At 70.8% G+C, this 14363-nt stretch carries 7 protein-coding genes; 6 read left to right on the top strand and 1 reads right to left on the bottom strand.

Going from position 1 to position 14363, the window contains the following annotated elements; translation table 11 throughout:
- Window positions 1-9: 9 nt before the first annotated feature.
- The 6 genes from BLP83_RS08310 (at window position 10) to BLP83_RS08285 (ending at window position 8382) form a co-directional block, all read left to right on the top strand.
- Window positions 10-2796, top strand: coding sequence for a serine/threonine-protein kinase (locus tag BLP83_RS08310; RefSeq protein WP_091241212.1), 2787 nt, complete (start codon window positions 10-12; stop codon window positions 2794-2796).
- 113 nt (window positions 2797-2909) lie between these two features.
- On the top strand, window positions 2910-5243 hold the full coding sequence (locus tag BLP83_RS08305) for an autotransporter outer membrane beta-barrel domain-containing protein (protein WP_143006611.1): 2334 nt from the start codon (window positions 2910-2912) through the stop codon (window positions 5241-5243).
- A 61-nt stretch (window positions 5244-5304) separates the two neighbouring features.
- The gene (locus BLP83_RS08300) at window positions 5305-5577 is read left to right on the top strand and encodes a DUF4242 domain-containing protein (protein WP_091241203.1); all 273 of its coding nucleotides are present in this window, start codon (window positions 5305-5307) and stop codon (window positions 5575-5577) included.
- A 55-nt stretch (window positions 5578-5632) separates the two neighbouring features.
- Window positions 5633-6346: a DUF1287 domain-containing protein gene (locus BLP83_RS08295; protein ID WP_091241199.1), complete on the top strand. Its 714-nt coding sequence runs from the start codon at window positions 5633-5635 to the stop codon at window positions 6344-6346.
- Window positions 6347-6410: 64 nt separating this feature from the next.
- Window positions 6411-7889: a DNA-3-methyladenine glycosylase 2 family protein gene (locus tag BLP83_RS08290; RefSeq protein WP_091241482.1), complete on the top strand. Its 1479-nt coding sequence runs from the start codon at window positions 6411-6413 to the stop codon at window positions 7887-7889.
- Between the two features lies 1 nt (window position 7890).
- On the top strand, window positions 7891-8382 hold the full coding sequence (locus tag BLP83_RS08285; RefSeq protein ID WP_425388981.1) for a methylated-DNA--[protein]-cysteine S-methyltransferase: 492 nt from the start codon (window positions 7891-7893) through the stop codon (window positions 8380-8382).
- Between the two features lie 155 nt (window positions 8383-8537).
- On the opposite strand, the gene BLP83_RS08280 is transcribed toward BLP83_RS08285, so the two are convergent.
- Window positions 8538-14129: a DUF11 domain-containing protein gene (locus BLP83_RS08280; RefSeq protein WP_091241194.1), complete on the bottom strand. Its 5592-nt coding sequence runs from the start codon at window positions 14127-14129 to the stop codon at window positions 8538-8540.
- Between the last annotated feature and the right edge of the window lie 234 nt (window positions 14130-14363).

Here is a 14363-nt window from a genome sequence, read left to right as displayed (position 1 = left end):
GCCCGCGCCATGACGGCGGACTCGCCCACCGGCCCAGCGCCCGACCCGCTGCGCCTGCGCGCCCTGTTCGATGAGGCCCTCGAACAACCGGAAGCGCAACGCCTGGCCTGGGTGAACGCCCACATCAGCGCGCCCGAGGAGCGCGCGGCCCTGCTGCGGCTGCTGGCCGCCGACGGCCGCGCCGGCCTGCTCGACACGCCGGCGGAGCAGCGCGCCGCACGCCTGGGTCAGGCGGGGCACGGGACCCTCGACGGCTATGTCGGCGAGACGATCGGGCCCTACCGGCTGCTGCACCTTCTCGGACAGGGCGGCATGGCCGCGGTGTTCCTGGCCGAACGTGTCGATGGCGGCTTCCGCCAGAAGGTGGCAGTCAAGCTGCTTCGCCGGGGCCTGTTCTCGGAGCTGGAGCAGCGCATGTTCCGTCGCGAGCGCCAGGCGCTCGCGGCGCTGTCGCATCCCCACATCGCGCACCTGCTCGACGGCGGCGTGACCGCCGCCGGCGTGCCCTTTCTGGTGCTGGAGTACGTCGACGGCGTCGCCATCACCGAGCACGCCGCACGCACCCGGCTCGACCTGAAGGGCCGACTGCAGTTGTTCTGCGTGGTCTGCCGGGCGGTGCAGGCCGCGCACCGGCAGCTGATCGTGCATCGCGACATCAAGCCCTCGAACATCCTCGTCACCGCCGACGGCGAGGTGAAGCTGCTCGACTTCGGCATCGCCAAGCTGCTCGACGAAGGCGAGGAATTCGCCACTGGCACCGGGCTGGCGCCGCTGACGCCGGGCTACGCGGCGCCCGAGCAGCACGCCGGCGGTGCGGTGTCGACGGCGACCGACGTGTTTGCGCTCGGGGTACTGCTGCACGAGCTGCTGCTGGGACAACGGCCCGACACCCGCGCACCCGCTCGACCCGCGTCGTCGGAAGCCGCACGCGCCGGGCGCGCCGCCGCGCTGCCACCGGCCGCGCTGCGGCTGGCGCTGCGCGGCGATCTCGACAACATCCTGCGGATGGCGATGGACCCGGACCCGGCCCGGCGCTATGCCTCGGCCGGCGAACTGGCCGACGACATCGAGCGCCATCTCGACGCCCGGCCGGTGCGCGCCCATCCGCCGGCGCGGGGCTACCGGCTGCGCAAGTTCCTGCACCGCCATCGCGGCGGCGTGGCCCTGGCGATCAGCCTGCTGCTGCTGACCAGCACCGGCATCGGCGTCGTGCTGTGGCAGGCCGATCGCGCCCGTCAGGAAAGCGCGCGCGCCAACGCGGTCAGCGCCTTCATGCTGAATCTGTTCCAGGGCGCCCGCGCCAGTCTGCCGCGTGACGAGCGCCTGAGCCCGGAGCAGCTGGTGGCCGAAACGCGGCGCCAGCTTGCCGCCAGCAGCGAGCTCGACGCGGCCACACAGCTGGCGCTGTACCGCGCGGTCGCCGAGGTCGCGCTGTCGCTGTCGGCGTATGACGAGGCCGAAGCGGCGCTGGCCCAGGCAGAGGCCCAACTCGCCGACCGCAGCGAGCCCGCGGCGCTGGACGGTCTGCGACTGATCCGCGCCGAAGCCTGGCAACAGCAGGGGCGCTACCACGAGGCCGCCGAAGCGCTGCGCGACCTGCTGCCGCGGCTGCGCCTGACGGACACCGGCCAGGCCCTGCGAGCACTGGGCGTGCTGGCGCAGGCGGAGTTCGCCCTCGGCGAGCCTGAAGCCGCGGTCGAGCGTCAGCGCGAAGCCCTGCCCGTGGCGCTGCAGCACCACGGGGAGAGCAGCCTCGAAACGCTGCTGGCCGGGCTGGAGCTGGGCAACCTGCTCGCCGCCAGCCAGCGCTACCCGCAGGCCATCGAGGTACTGGAACCGCGACTGCAGCGCTGGCGGGACGCCGGACTTCCGGAAGACGACCGCTATGTGCGCGCGTTGGCCAGCCTCGCCGTGGCGCGCGACGGCATCGGCGACCTGTCCGACAGCGTCACGCGGCAGCGCGAGCTGCTGGCGCTGCGCCAGCGCATCCACAGCGCGCCGCATGCGGCCATCGCCCGCGCCCAGCGGGCGCTGGGCCAGGCACTGGCGCGCGGTCCCGGGCCGGAGGAGGCGCGGCGTCTGTTCGAAGAAGCGCTGGCGATGCAGCGCGTGGTGTATCCACGCGGCCATGTGGAGATCGCCATCACCCTCGATGCCTTGGGCGCTCTGGCGAGCGCCCAGCAGCGCCAGGAGGAGGCGATCGCGCTCTATCGGCAGGCGCTCGAACTGTGTGCGGAGCTGGTCGTTCGCGACGATGTCTGCGCCCGCTCGCGCAACAATCTGGGCCAGGTGTTCTATCGGGCCGATCGCCTCGATGAAGCCGAGACCGCGATGCGCGAAGCGCTGGCCGAGCGGCGACGCCTGTTCGGTGAGGACCACCCCACCATCGCCTACTCGCTGTCGACGCTTTCGAACGTCGCCACGCGGCGGCAGGACTACGCCGCGGCGCAGCAGCTCGCCCGCGACGCGCTCGACCTGCTCGAGCGGATCGGGCACGGCCGCTCACGAGAGGCCGCACTGATCCGGCACGGCTATGCCCAGGCCCTGCATCTGGGCGGGCGCTCACAGGACGGCCTCGCCGAAATCGAACGCACCTATGCCGACTGGCGTGCACTGGAGCCCGAGGGCCGTGTCCGCGCGCTGATGATCCTGGTCGACAAGGCGCGGATCCAGCGGGATCTCGGCGACCGCACCGGCATGGCGCAGACCTTCCGCGACGTCGAGGCGCTGGGCGTGGCGCCAGCCGAACTGCCCGAGCGCACCCGCCAGGTGATCGCGGAGCTGCAGGGCGGTTGACGCGCGAGGCGGCGGTGGCGGTGGCGGCGGTCGCCGCGCCGCTCGAACGGGGCATGTCGCAGTTTTGCGGCAAATGGCGTTCATCGAGGCGTACCCCCACCGAGGTCACGCCCATGCCTGCATCGCGCATCGCCGCCGCTCCCTGCCTGCTCATCGCTCTTGGCCTCAGCGCCCCCTCTGAGGCGGCGACCTATCGGGTCGGAGTCGGCGTGGGCTGCACGCATGCCAGCATCCAGTCCGCACTGGATGCGGCCGCCGCCAGCGCCGAGAACGATGTCGTTCTGATCACCCGCTCGGGGAACTGGACGGAACAGGCGCTGACCTTGAGCGTCACCAACCAGACGATCGACATCCGCGGTGGCTATGCGGCCTGCGCCGACGCCACGCCCGATGGTGTACGCACCCCCATCAGCGGGGCCGGCGGGGCGCAGGCTTCCGTCCTGAGAGTCGGCACCTCCGGCACCAACAGCAGCGTATCGCTCAGCGACCTCACCCTGAGCGGCGGCGACGCCACGGGCACATCGACCGCCGGCAATGGCGGCGGCCTGCAGTTCAGCGGCGCCGGCCAGCTGCAGCTGCTGCGCACCGTCCTCAGCGGCAACAGCGCCACCCGCGGGGGTGGCCTGCATGTGGCCGGCATCAACGGTGCCGCTCGCATCGTCTTGGGCGCCGGCAGCCAGATCATCGGCAATACGGCTAGCTCGGACGGCGGCGGCATCTATCTCGACCAGGCCAGCCTCGAGATGCACGCGGCCGACAGCCTGCTGTTCAACAACCGCGCCGAAGGCAGCGACGGTCGCGGCTATGGGGGTGGCCTGCTGATCCGCGCCGGCATGAGCTCCGCCAGCGCCAGCCTGCGCGGCGCAGGCGCCAACGGGCTCGCCAAGGTTCAGGGCAACCGCGCGCGCTACGGCGGCGGCGTGGCCGTGCTCGCGGAGGTGGGCAGCGCAGAGACCGCGCTGCTCGAAGCCGCGTCCAGTCAGCGCAGCGCCTTCCAGGCCAACAGCGCCGACGTGGCGGGTGGGGCGATCTATCTGAAGCCCTACGACGGCACGCAGAACAGCCTGGCCATCGCGCGGCTGGCGAACGTGCGGCTGTACGACAACATCGCACCCGACGGCGCGGCGATCTACATCGATACCGACATCGCGAGCGGGAGCCCGGGTGCTGGCGCCGAAGTGGAGATCGATCACGGCACTCTTGCTTCGGTCTGTCCGGTCGGCGACCACTGCTCGCTGATCGAAGGCAATGCCGCGCTCAACGCGGCCAGCCTGCCGTCAAGCGGCGCACTCGTACGCGTGCGCGAACTCGGCAGCCTGCGCGTCGCCGGCGGCGCGCCGAACACCATCGACCGCGGCGGGCCGTGGATCCGCGACAACGACGTCGGCCCGCTGTTCCGCGGCGACGAGTGCCTGCTGAGCCTGAACAACGCCCTGATCACCGGCAACATCGTGAGCACGCACGTGGTCAGCGGCAATTGCCCGCAGTTCGAGCTCGGCGACCTCACCATCGCCGGCAACACGATCAGCGGCTCGGCCATTTTCAATCTGCAGGGCGCCGCCAGCCTGCGCCGGTCGGTGCTCTGGCAGCCGGGCAAGCTGTCGATGCAGGGCACGGCGACACGCGATGTGGTCGACGTGGTCACCCAGGAAAGCGCCTCGATCGACACCGGCTTCCTGGCGTTCGTCACCCAGGCCAACCCGCGTTTCGTCGACCCGGCGCGCGACGACTACCGCCTGCGCGCCGGGTCGCCCGCGGTCGACTACGCCCCCGCCACGGGCAGCGCCGACCGCGATGCGCGCGGACAGCCGCGCGATGTCGACCTGCCCATCCGCACGAACTTCCCGCGCGGTCCGCGCGATCTCGGCGCACTGGAGCGGCAGAGCCTCGCGCCGCTGCTGCTGTTCGGGGATTTCGATGTCGCGGGCGATCTCGGCCTGTGGCCGGAAACCACCGCAGGCGCCTCGGTCTGGAGCGACGCGCAGAACGCCAGCGGCAGCGCGGGCTCCGGCGCCCTCCAAGCAAGTCTCGGCAACATCCCGCAGGCGCGAGTCACGGTGCGCCAGCAGTGCGTGCACCTGCCCGGCCCGGGTCGCTATGCGCTGAACGGTTGGGGCCGCTCGGTCGGCGCCACGATCAGCACGCGCGACTCCGTCCTGCTGCACTGGCAGCTGCGCCACAACGGGGGTGAGAACTGCACCCAGGGCAACGCGGACGTCTCTGGCGATCACTTCCTCACCAGCAGCGCGAGCTGGACGCAGCCGGCCACGCCCGCCGACATCCAGCTGCCGGACGTGGCCTGGACGCCGAACAGCTCGCTGACGGTCAGCCTGGTCGTGGTCGATGTCGGCGTCACCAGCCCCGCCGCCATCAACGGCTGGTTTGACGGCATCAGCCTCGCGGTGAGCCCGCTCGGCGATGCGCTGTTTGGCGACGGCTTCGAGTGACGCGGCAGGAAATCCGCGCGACACGCCTTCACCGCCCCCCACGCGACTCCGAGGACACCGCATGCACACTTTCCTTATCGAACGGGACATCGCCGGCGCCGGCGACCTCAGCCCCGCAGACCTGCAGGGCATCGCCAGCACGTCCTGCCGCGTGCTGGACGCACTCGGCCCCGGGATTGAATGGCTGCACAGCTACGTGACCGGCTCGCGCGTGTATTGCGTCTACCGCGCCGAGAACGAAGCCCTGATCCGCCGTCACGCCGAACTGGGCGGCTTCCCCCTGGACCGGATCGCCCGCGTTGAGGGTCTGATCAGCCCGGCCAGCGCCCGCTGAATGGCGCTCACGGGACCGCCGGCACGGATCTCGAGTGGGCGGTAGCCTGCGTCGCATGACCAGACCCGCCCTGCATCGCCCGTGGACCTCAGGTCTTTCGCTCGTGCTCGTGCTCGTGCTCGTGCTCGTGCTCGTGCTCGGACCCGCCGCCCTCGCCCAGGCCCCTGCGCCGCAAGCGACCCTGGTCGACGCTGCGCGTGCGCAGGTTGGGGTCACGCTCGGCTACGACGGCAGCTACCGCCGCCTCGACTATCCGGGCGGTGACGTGGCGATCGAAACCGGCGTCTGCACCGATGTCGTGGTCCGCGCCTTCCGCGCGCTCGGCCTCGATTTGCAGGTCGCGGTGCACGAGGACATGCGCGCGCACTTCGCGCACTACCCGCAACACTGGGGACTACGCGGCCCCGATCGCAATATCGACCACCGCCGCGTGCCCAACCTGGAAACCTGGCTGCACCGTCAGGGCACGGCACTGCCGGTGTCTGCGGATCCCGCCGACTATCAGCCCGGCGACATCGTCAGCTGGCGGCTGCCGGGCGGCCTGCCGCACATCGGCATCGTCTCGGACCAGCGCAGCGACGGCCGGCCGCTGATCCTGCACAACATCGGCGACGGCACCCGCGAGGAGGACGTGCTCTTCGCCTACCGCATCGAAGGCCATTTCCGCTGGCGAGCGGACGAGGCGGTGCACGCGCGGCCGGCGCTGGCGGCGCCTGCCACCCCACGCGCCGGCATGCTGGCCAAGCTGAAGGCCGGCATCGCCCGCTGAGCCCGCGGGCAACGGGGTCCGAATCCGGCGAGTCGGTGGCGGCGACTGGCCTTAGGCTGTGCCCATGCCATCCCTTCCGCCCCCGCCCGATGCCGTCTGCGAACAGGCCCGCCTGTCACGCGATGCGCGCTTCGACGGGCTGTTCTTCACTGCCGTGCGCTCGACCGGCATCTATTGCCGGCCGGTGTGCCCGGCGCCGCCGCCAAAGCCCCGCAACGTCCGCTACTACGCCAGCGCGGCCGCCGCCGAAGCCGATGGCTACCGCCCCTGCCTGCGCTGCCGGCCCGAGCTGTCGCCCGCTGCGGGCCCGTGGCGACGCGGCGAGGCGGTCTTGGGCCGGGCCCTGCGCCTGATCGATCAAGGCGCGCTCGAAGGGGCCGGCGTGCCTGCGCTGGCTGAGCGGCTGCACGTCGGCGAACGCCAGCTGCGACGACTGTTCACCCGCTCGCTGGGCGTTTCACCGCTGCAGGTCGAGGGCACCCGCCGCCTGCTGTTCGCCAAGCAGCTGCTCACCGAAACCGCGCTGCCGGTGACCGAGGTCGCCCTGGCCGCGGGCTTCGCCAGCCTGCGCCGCTTCAATGCGGCCTTCCTGCAGGCCTACGGGCTGGCACCCAGCCGGCTTCGACGCGCCGAGGACAGCGCCGGCGAAGCGTCTGCGGGCGGCCCACTCGTCCTGCGCCTTAACTACCGGCCGCCCTACGACTTCGCGGCCACTCTGGCCTTCCTGCGGGGCCGTGCCCTGGACGGGCTGGAGCAGGTGGACGCGAGCCGCTATGCGCGCGAGATCGACGTCGGAAGCGGTGCCTGGCTGCAGGTCTCGGCCGCGACGGCGGTCAGCGATGCGCTGCGGCTCGAGCTGCACGGCGTGCCGGCCAGCGCGCTGCGCGAGGTCGTGCAGCGGGTGCGGCGGATGTTCGACCTGGACGCCGAACCCGCCGCCATCGCTTCGGTACTGGGTCGCGATGCGCGTCTGGCGCCGCTGCTGCAGACGCGGCCCGGGCTACGGCTGCCCAGCGGCTGGGACGGCTTCGAAATCGCCGTGCGTGCGGTGATCGGCCAGCAGATCAGCGTGGCCGGCGCGCGCACCCTGACCCAGCGGCTGCTGCAGCGCTGCGGGCAGCCCCTGCCCGAGCCCTTGCGGGCGCAAGGCTTCAGCCATCGCTTTCCGAGACCCGCCGAGCTCGCCGCAGCGGATCTCGAGGGCCTGGGTCTGACCGGCGCACGTCAGCGCACCCTGCGGGCGCTGGCGCAGGCCGTCGTCGAGGGGCGCCTCGATTTCGATCCCAGCCAGCCGCTTGAACCCTTCATCGAACGCTGCGTCGCCTTGCCTGGCATCGGCCCGTGGACGGCGCACTACCTGGCGCTGCGCGCGCTGGGACATCCCGATGCCTTTCCCAGCGGCGACCTGGTGCTGCAGAAGGCGCTGCCGAATGACGGCGGCCGTCTGTCGGCGGCCGCGCTGGCGAGCCGCGCGGACGCCTGGCGCCCATGGCGCAGCTACGCGGTGATCCACCTCTGGCAGGCGGCGGCCCATGGAGACTGACATGCCCATCCACTACCTGAGCCTGGCAAGCCCGATCGGCCGGCTCACCGTGGCGGCCAGCGCGACCGCGCTGCACGCCATCGAGTTCGAGCACAACCGCCATGCGCAGCCCCGCGCCCATTGGGTCAGCGGCGAAACGCCGCTGCTGCGGCACGCCGCGGATCAGCTGCACGAATACTTCGCGGGCCGGCGTCGCCGGTTCGAACTGCCGCTGGCGCCGCAGGGCACGGAGTTCCAGCGCGCCGCCTGGCAGGCGCTGGCCGCAATCCCGTTTGGCGAGACCCGCAGCTATGCCCAGCAGGCCGCGGCCCTGGGCAAGCCCGCGGCCACCCGCGCCGTGGGCGCCGCGAACGGCCGCAACCCCTTGCCAATCGTGCTGCCCTGCCATCGCGTGATCGGCGCGAACGGCGCACTGACCGGCTTCGGCGGGGGTATCGAGATCAAGCGCTGGCTGCTGGCGCACGAGGCGGGCACGGGCTTCGCGCTGGGCTGAGCGCGCAGTCGAAGCAGGGATGCCCTTGCTGCGCAGGTCCTGGTCGATCATGTGCAAGGGCGGCCCCGTGTCGCCACGGTCACGCTGCGACGACAGAAACACACAGCCCCGCTCAAGGCGGGGCTGTGTGTTTGCGCATGACGGTTGTCAGCGGCTCATCCGCGCCGCCGCAGCTGCAGTCCGGCGACACCGAACATGAGCAGTACCAGACTCAACAGGGCCCAGGGCGCATCCACCGGCACCATCGCGGGGCGCGGATTCGAGGGCGGTGTGGGGCCGATGTTGTCCTCGTTGTTCGGATCGATCGGATCGAACTGGTCGGCGCGCACCGTCGCCACGTTGAGGTAGTTGCCGAACGCGCGCACCCGCACCTGCATCACCAGGGTCTCGGTCTGGCCCACGGCGAGGTTGCCCAGCGTCCACAGCGGCGCGCTGTAGCTGCCACGGCTGGGCGTGACGCCCAGCAGGTCGTAGCCCGAGGGCAAGGCGTCGGTCACCACCACATTCGTCGCCGCATCCGGGCCGTTGTTGCGCACCTGCACGGTGAAGTTGATGACCTGGCCGAAGCTCGGCGTCATCTGGTCCAGCGTCTTGATGACCTGCAGGTCCGCCAGCGCCAGCGGATGCGCAGTCGTGCAAGGCGAGCAGACCGGATCGGGGTCGCCACCGTTGCCGCTGATCGTGACGCTGTTGGTGACCGTGCCGGTCGCACCGGCCTGAACCGTCGCCGTGTAGCTCAGGCTGTAGCTGCCCACCGGCGTGCCGTCCGGCAGGCTGCAGACCAGCGGCTCGCCTGCGCCGCAGGTGAACGGGCCGGCCGTGACCGCGCCGCGCAGCAGACCTGCGCCCAGGGTGTCGGTAAGCTGGAAGGCCGCCGTCAGCGGCGCATCCGAGACCGTCGCCTGCAGGGTGTAGGTGATCGTGTTGCCTACCACGACCAGGCTGCCGTTGGCTGGGTTGGCCGTCTTCGCCAGCGTCACGTTCGGGCCGGGAACAGGCGTGGTGATCGTGCTGCTGCAGCGCGCCGCCGCCGGGCAGCCCGGGTCGCCACCGCCGCCCACCGTCGCCGTGTTCTGCACGCTCGGAATCGCTGCCGCCGTCGGCGTCACCGGGATCACGAAGCTGACCGTCGCGTTGACCGCGAGACCCGCCGCGATCGTGCAGCTCACGGTCTGGCCGACATTCGTACAGCCCGCCGGCAGCGTGCCCAGGCTCAGGCTCGCCGGCACCACGTCGGTCACCGTGGCATCGGCCGTGGTGGCGGCCGTACCGGTGTTCTGCACGCTCAGCGTGTAGCTGGCCGGCGTGCCGACCACGAAGCTCGCCGCACTGGCCGTCTTGGTGATGGTCAGCGCCGGCGAGTTCACCGGGGTGTCGATCGTGCTCGTGCAGCGCGGCAGGCCCGGGCAGCCCGGATCGCCACCGCCACCCACACTGGCCGTGTTCTGCACGCTCGGAGTCGCGGCTGCCGTCGGCGTCACCGGGATCACGAAGCTGACCGTCGCGTTGACCGCCAAGCCCGCTGCGATCGTGCAGCTCACCGTCTGGCCGGTCGCCGAGCAGTTGGCCGGCAGCGTGCCAATCGTCAGGCTCGCCGGCACCACGTCGGTCACCGTCGCCACGGCTGTCGTCGCCGCCGTGCCGGTGTTCTGCACGCTCAGCGTGTAGCTCGCAGGCGTACCGACCACGAAGCTCGCCGCGCTGGCCGTCTTGGTGATCGTCAGCGCCGGCGAGTTCACCGGGGTATCGATCGTGCTGCTGCAGCGCGCCGCCGCAGGACAGCCCGGATCGCCACCGCCGCCCACGCTGGCCGTGTTCTGCACGCTCGGAGTCGCGGCTGCCGTCGGCGTCACCGGAATCACGAAGCTGACCGTCGCGTTGACCGCCAGACCCGCTGCGATCGTGCAGCTCACCGTCTGGCCGCTTGCCGAGCAGTTGGCCGGCAGCGTGCCAATCGTCAGGCTCGCCGGCACCACGTCGGTCACCGTCGCCACGGCTGTCGTCGCCGCCGTGCCGGTGTTCTGCACGCTCAGCGTGTAGCTGGCCGGCGTGCCGACCACGAAGCTCGCCGCGCTGGCCGTCTTGGTGATCGTGAGCTGCGGTGCATCCACAGGCGTCACCACCGTACTGCTGCAGCGCGCCGCCGCAGGACAGGTCGGATCACCGCCGCCGCTGACCGTCGCCGTGTTGCTCACACTCGGAACGGCCGACACCGTCGGCGTCACCGGGATCACGAAGCTCGCGCTGCCGCCCGCGGCGAGGCTCGCCGGAATCGTACAGGTCACGGTCTGGCCTGCGGCTGTGCAGCCGGCAGGCAGGGTGCCGATCGTCAGGCCGTTCGGAATCGTGTCGGTGATTGTGCTGACTGCGGTGGTGGCCGCCGTGCCGGTGTTCTGCACGCTCAGCGTGTAGCTGGCTGGCGTGCCGACCACGAAGCTCGCCGCGCTGGCCGTCTTGGTGATCGTGAGCTGCGGTGCATCCACAGGTGTCACCACCGTACTGCTGCAGCGCGCCGCCGCAGGACAGGTCGGATCACCGCCACCGCTGACCGTCGCCGTGTTGCTCACACTTGGAACAGCGGCCAGCGTCGGCGTCACCGGAATCACGAAGCTTGTGCTGGCGCCAGCAGGAAGACCCGCGGGCACCGTACAGGTCACCGTCTGGCCCGCGGCCGAGCAGCCAGCGGGCGGCGTGCCGAGGGTCAGGCCGCTGGGAATGGTGTCGGTGATCGTCGCCGCCGCCGTGGTCGGTGAACTGCTGGTGTTGCTCAAGCTCAAGGTGTAGCTGGCCGGCACACCGACGGTGAAGCTGGCGGCGCTGGCGGTCTTCACCAGGGTCAGCTGGGGTGCGATCACGGGGTGCGTGGTGCTGCAGGGGGAGCAGACCGGATCCGGGTCACCACCGTTGCCGGTGATCACGACCGCGTTGGCCACCGAGCCCACCGCCGAGGCATTCACCGTGGCCGTGTAGGACAGTGCGTAAGTACCCACAGCGGTGCCGGCAGGCAGGCTGCACAGCAGCGGATTCGCGCCACTGCAGGTGAAGGGCCCCGCCGTCACGGTGCCCAGCGTGAGCCCCGTGCCGAGAGTGTCGGCGAGCTGGAAGCTGCTGACGAGGCTGCCACCGCTGACGACTACCTGCACGTTGTAGGTGATCGAGCCACCGATCGAAACCGCGGTGCCCGTGACGGGGGCAGCGACTTTGCTGACCACCACTTCGGGCTGAGCCTGGATCAGAGTGCTGCCGTTCGCCGTGTTGTTCGTGGCGCTGGTTTCCGGCGTCGATGTGCTGATGCTGGACGACACCGGAACGGTGCCCGGAGCGGGCGCGGTGTACTGGAAGTTCAGGCTGAAGCCGTCGCCCGGGTCGAGGCTGGCCGGCAAGCCGGTGAAGCTCACCACGCAGGTGCCTGGGTCAAGGCTGAAGGTGGCGGGGGCAATGCCGGGGAAGTCGATCCCCGCAGGACAGTTGCCGGGGCTGCCGATGGTCACGCTGTAGACCAGGCCGTCGGCCGTCGAGGTCGCGGCACCGAGGTTGCTGAAGCTCACCGTTCCCGACACGGTCGATCCAGTGACCGCCGACGCCGGGACAGTCACGGTCGTCGCCACGTCGGCCACGATGATGTCGGTGCTGCCGCTGGCGCTGTTCGGCGCGATCTGACCGGGCGCCTCGTTGGTCGCGCTGATCGTCGTCTGCACCACCTGCGGCCCGCTGTTGGGGGCCGGATAGTTGAACTCGAACACCAGCTGCGAGGTGGGTTGGATGGCGGCAGGCAGCGTTGCGGGCATGCCCGCGAAGGTGACCACGCAGGTGGCCGGGTCATAGCCCGCCACCGTGACGCCAGGCGGCAGCGCGGTGAAGTTCACGCTGGCGGGGCAGTTCCCCGGGGTGCCGATGCGCGCGGTGTAGCTCACGCCGTTCGCGTCGGTGTCGCCCGCGTTGAAGAACACCAGGGTGCCGAACACGGTCTGGCCAGGGAAGGCGCTGTTGTCGACCGTGACCACCGTGCCCACGTCCGCCCCCACCACCGGTCCCACCACGATCACCGGCTCCGAGATCGAGGGCGTGCGCTCCAGCGCCCACAGGTCCAGGCCCTTGGCAGTGCCGAAGTGGGTCGCGGCAGCACTCACGCAGTCGGTGTTCGGGTCATTGCTGGCCTGGGGATAGAAGCGGTAGTAGATGCCGGCGCCGTTGAAGTTCGAATCGCTTGAGTCCACGCCAAGCAGCGAATGATTCGGCGTCGGCTGCACCTGCAGATTGCCGGCGCCACAGAGGTGGCCATTGAGCTGGCCCACGGCCGTGCCATTGCGGGTCACATAGCCACGGTCGTCGAAATAGACGATGGCGTCCTGCGAGCCGTTGAGCTTGCGCACCGTGGGCCCGCCCAGCGCCATGCCCTCGGTGTCGATGATCGGGAAGTGCACTTCGCCGTTGCGGCCGGCAATGCGGTAGCGATAGCCCGAGCCCACCGGGAACAGCGCGCCCGAGTTGTCGCGGCCGTTCCACCACACCGTGTGGGTGCCGGAGAGGGCGTTGCCGGTCAGCACTTTGTTGACGGGATTGGCCGGATCGAAATCGACGCCGTCGCGGCTGACCACGATCTCGTAGGTCAGCGTATTGACGGTGGAGAACGTGAAGACGCCGCCCGCCCCCAGGGTGGTGGTGTCATTGCTGACCGTGCCGGTGAAGCTGACGCTGCTGAGCTGGGGCACCGGCGGCACGGCGGGCAGCCCCAAGGCGCCGAGCACGCGCTCGACCTCGGCGTCATTGGGTCCGGTATCGCGCACGTCCGAGAAGAACATCGGGTACTGCGGCGCCTGCGCGGACACGCCGCTACCGGCCGGCAGGATGTTGGTGGCCAGCTGGTTGTCACCACGCACGCTCTTGTACAGCGGCGCCCCGCCGTCGAGAAACCCCGCACGGTTGGCGTAGAGCGCGTAGGCGAACGGGTCCAGCGCATTCATGCGCTGCTCGTAGCGGTAGCCGTCCTCGGTGATGTAGTACAGGGCATGGAACACCCGTCCAGCGACGCCATTGCCGCCGGTGCGGCCGATCCAGGCGTAGGTGAACAGGCGACCGTTGATGTCGGTGCGGGTATTGGCGGCAGCTCGCACCTGAACCTCCCAGGCCGACACCTGGTTCGCCAGGATCTGCGGCGCATTCTGGGCAGGGGTGGCGGCCAGGATCTGGGTGCCCGACGTCGCCCCCGTGAAGCGCACGCCATAGATGCCGCTGACCGGCGCCCGATAGGCGCAGGGGAGCCAGCCATCGGCGGCAGTGACCGTGCCATCGGCGCTGTTGGGGCCGGCGAGCTCGGCCGCGCGCGTGGCGATGGTGCCGCGGCCGGTGCCGCCAAAGCTGCCGGCAGGCGGACTGTTCGAGGAACAGGTGAAGTCCGCGCTGGCCGGAATCGATTCCAGGCCGCGCGCTCCGAACGGCTGCGGGTTGTAGACGAAGATGTCGCCGCCATTGCTGCGGTTGCGCGAGCCCAGCAGGATGAACTCACCCGCCTGCGCGTAGACGTAGAGGAACTGGCGGTTCCTCGCCACGCCGGCGTAGGCATTGTCGTTGGTGAGGTCCATGGGCGCGCGCGCGCCCGCGGCGGGGTAGCTTGCCGGGAACAGCGAACGGCTGCCTTCGGCGAGCGCGACGAGTGGCAAGGCCAGCGCGATCAGCAGCAGAAACAGAGGAACGAACGCGGTCGAGCGGGGCCGGGGGGCCCCGTGCAGGAAGGCGGGCAGGTGCATGCAGACTCCGATGGGAGGTGGGGATCGGGCCTGACCTTCTTCAGGAGGCGTTGCCCGGGGCGCGAACTGTGCGCGAATCGACAGCACGAATCGCGCCACACAGTGTGCCCGAGCCGGAAAAACCGGCAAACGATTGTGATTTGGGCGCTCGCCGGCGCTGGAAGGCGGGTTTTTGTAGGGAAAACACCTACACGCGGCGAGGCCGGCGCCGGTCTTGGCCGCCGCAGCCCGCGG

The organism is Aquimonas voraii, assembly GCF_900101825.1.
GTDB classification, from domain to species: Bacteria; Pseudomonadota; Gammaproteobacteria; order Xanthomonadales; family Xanthomonadaceae; genus Aquimonas; species Aquimonas voraii.
Note: the sequence above shows the minus strand (reverse complement) of the source record. Positions and strands in the feature narration are given on the sequence as shown.

Excerpts from the sequence above, each read along its gene's own strand:
- BLP83_RS08310 (WP_091241212.1), top strand. The coding sequence starts at position 10 with ATGACGGCGGACTCGCCCACCGGCCCAGCGCCCGACCCGCTGCGCCTG.
- BLP83_RS08305 (WP_143006611.1), top strand. The coding sequence starts at position 2,910 with ATGCCTGCATCGCGCATCGCCGCCGCTCCCTGCCTGCTCATCGCTCTT.
- BLP83_RS08300 (WP_091241203.1), top strand. The coding sequence starts at position 5,305 with ATGCACACTTTCCTTATCGAACGGGACATCGCCGGCGCCGGCGACCTC.
- BLP83_RS08295 (WP_091241199.1), top strand. The coding sequence starts at position 5,633 with ATGACCAGACCCGCCCTGCATCGCCCGTGGACCTCAGGTCTTTCGCTC.
- BLP83_RS08290 (WP_091241482.1), top strand. The coding sequence starts at position 6,411 with ATGCCATCCCTTCCGCCCCCGCCCGATGCCGTCTGCGAACAGGCCCGC.
- BLP83_RS08285 (WP_425388981.1), top strand. The coding sequence starts at position 7,891 with ATGCCCATCCACTACCTGAGCCTGGCAAGCCCGATCGGCCGGCTCACC.
- BLP83_RS08280 (WP_091241194.1), bottom strand. The coding sequence starts at position 14,129 with ATGCACCTGCCCGCCTTCCTGCACGGGGCCCCCCGGCCCCGCTCGACC.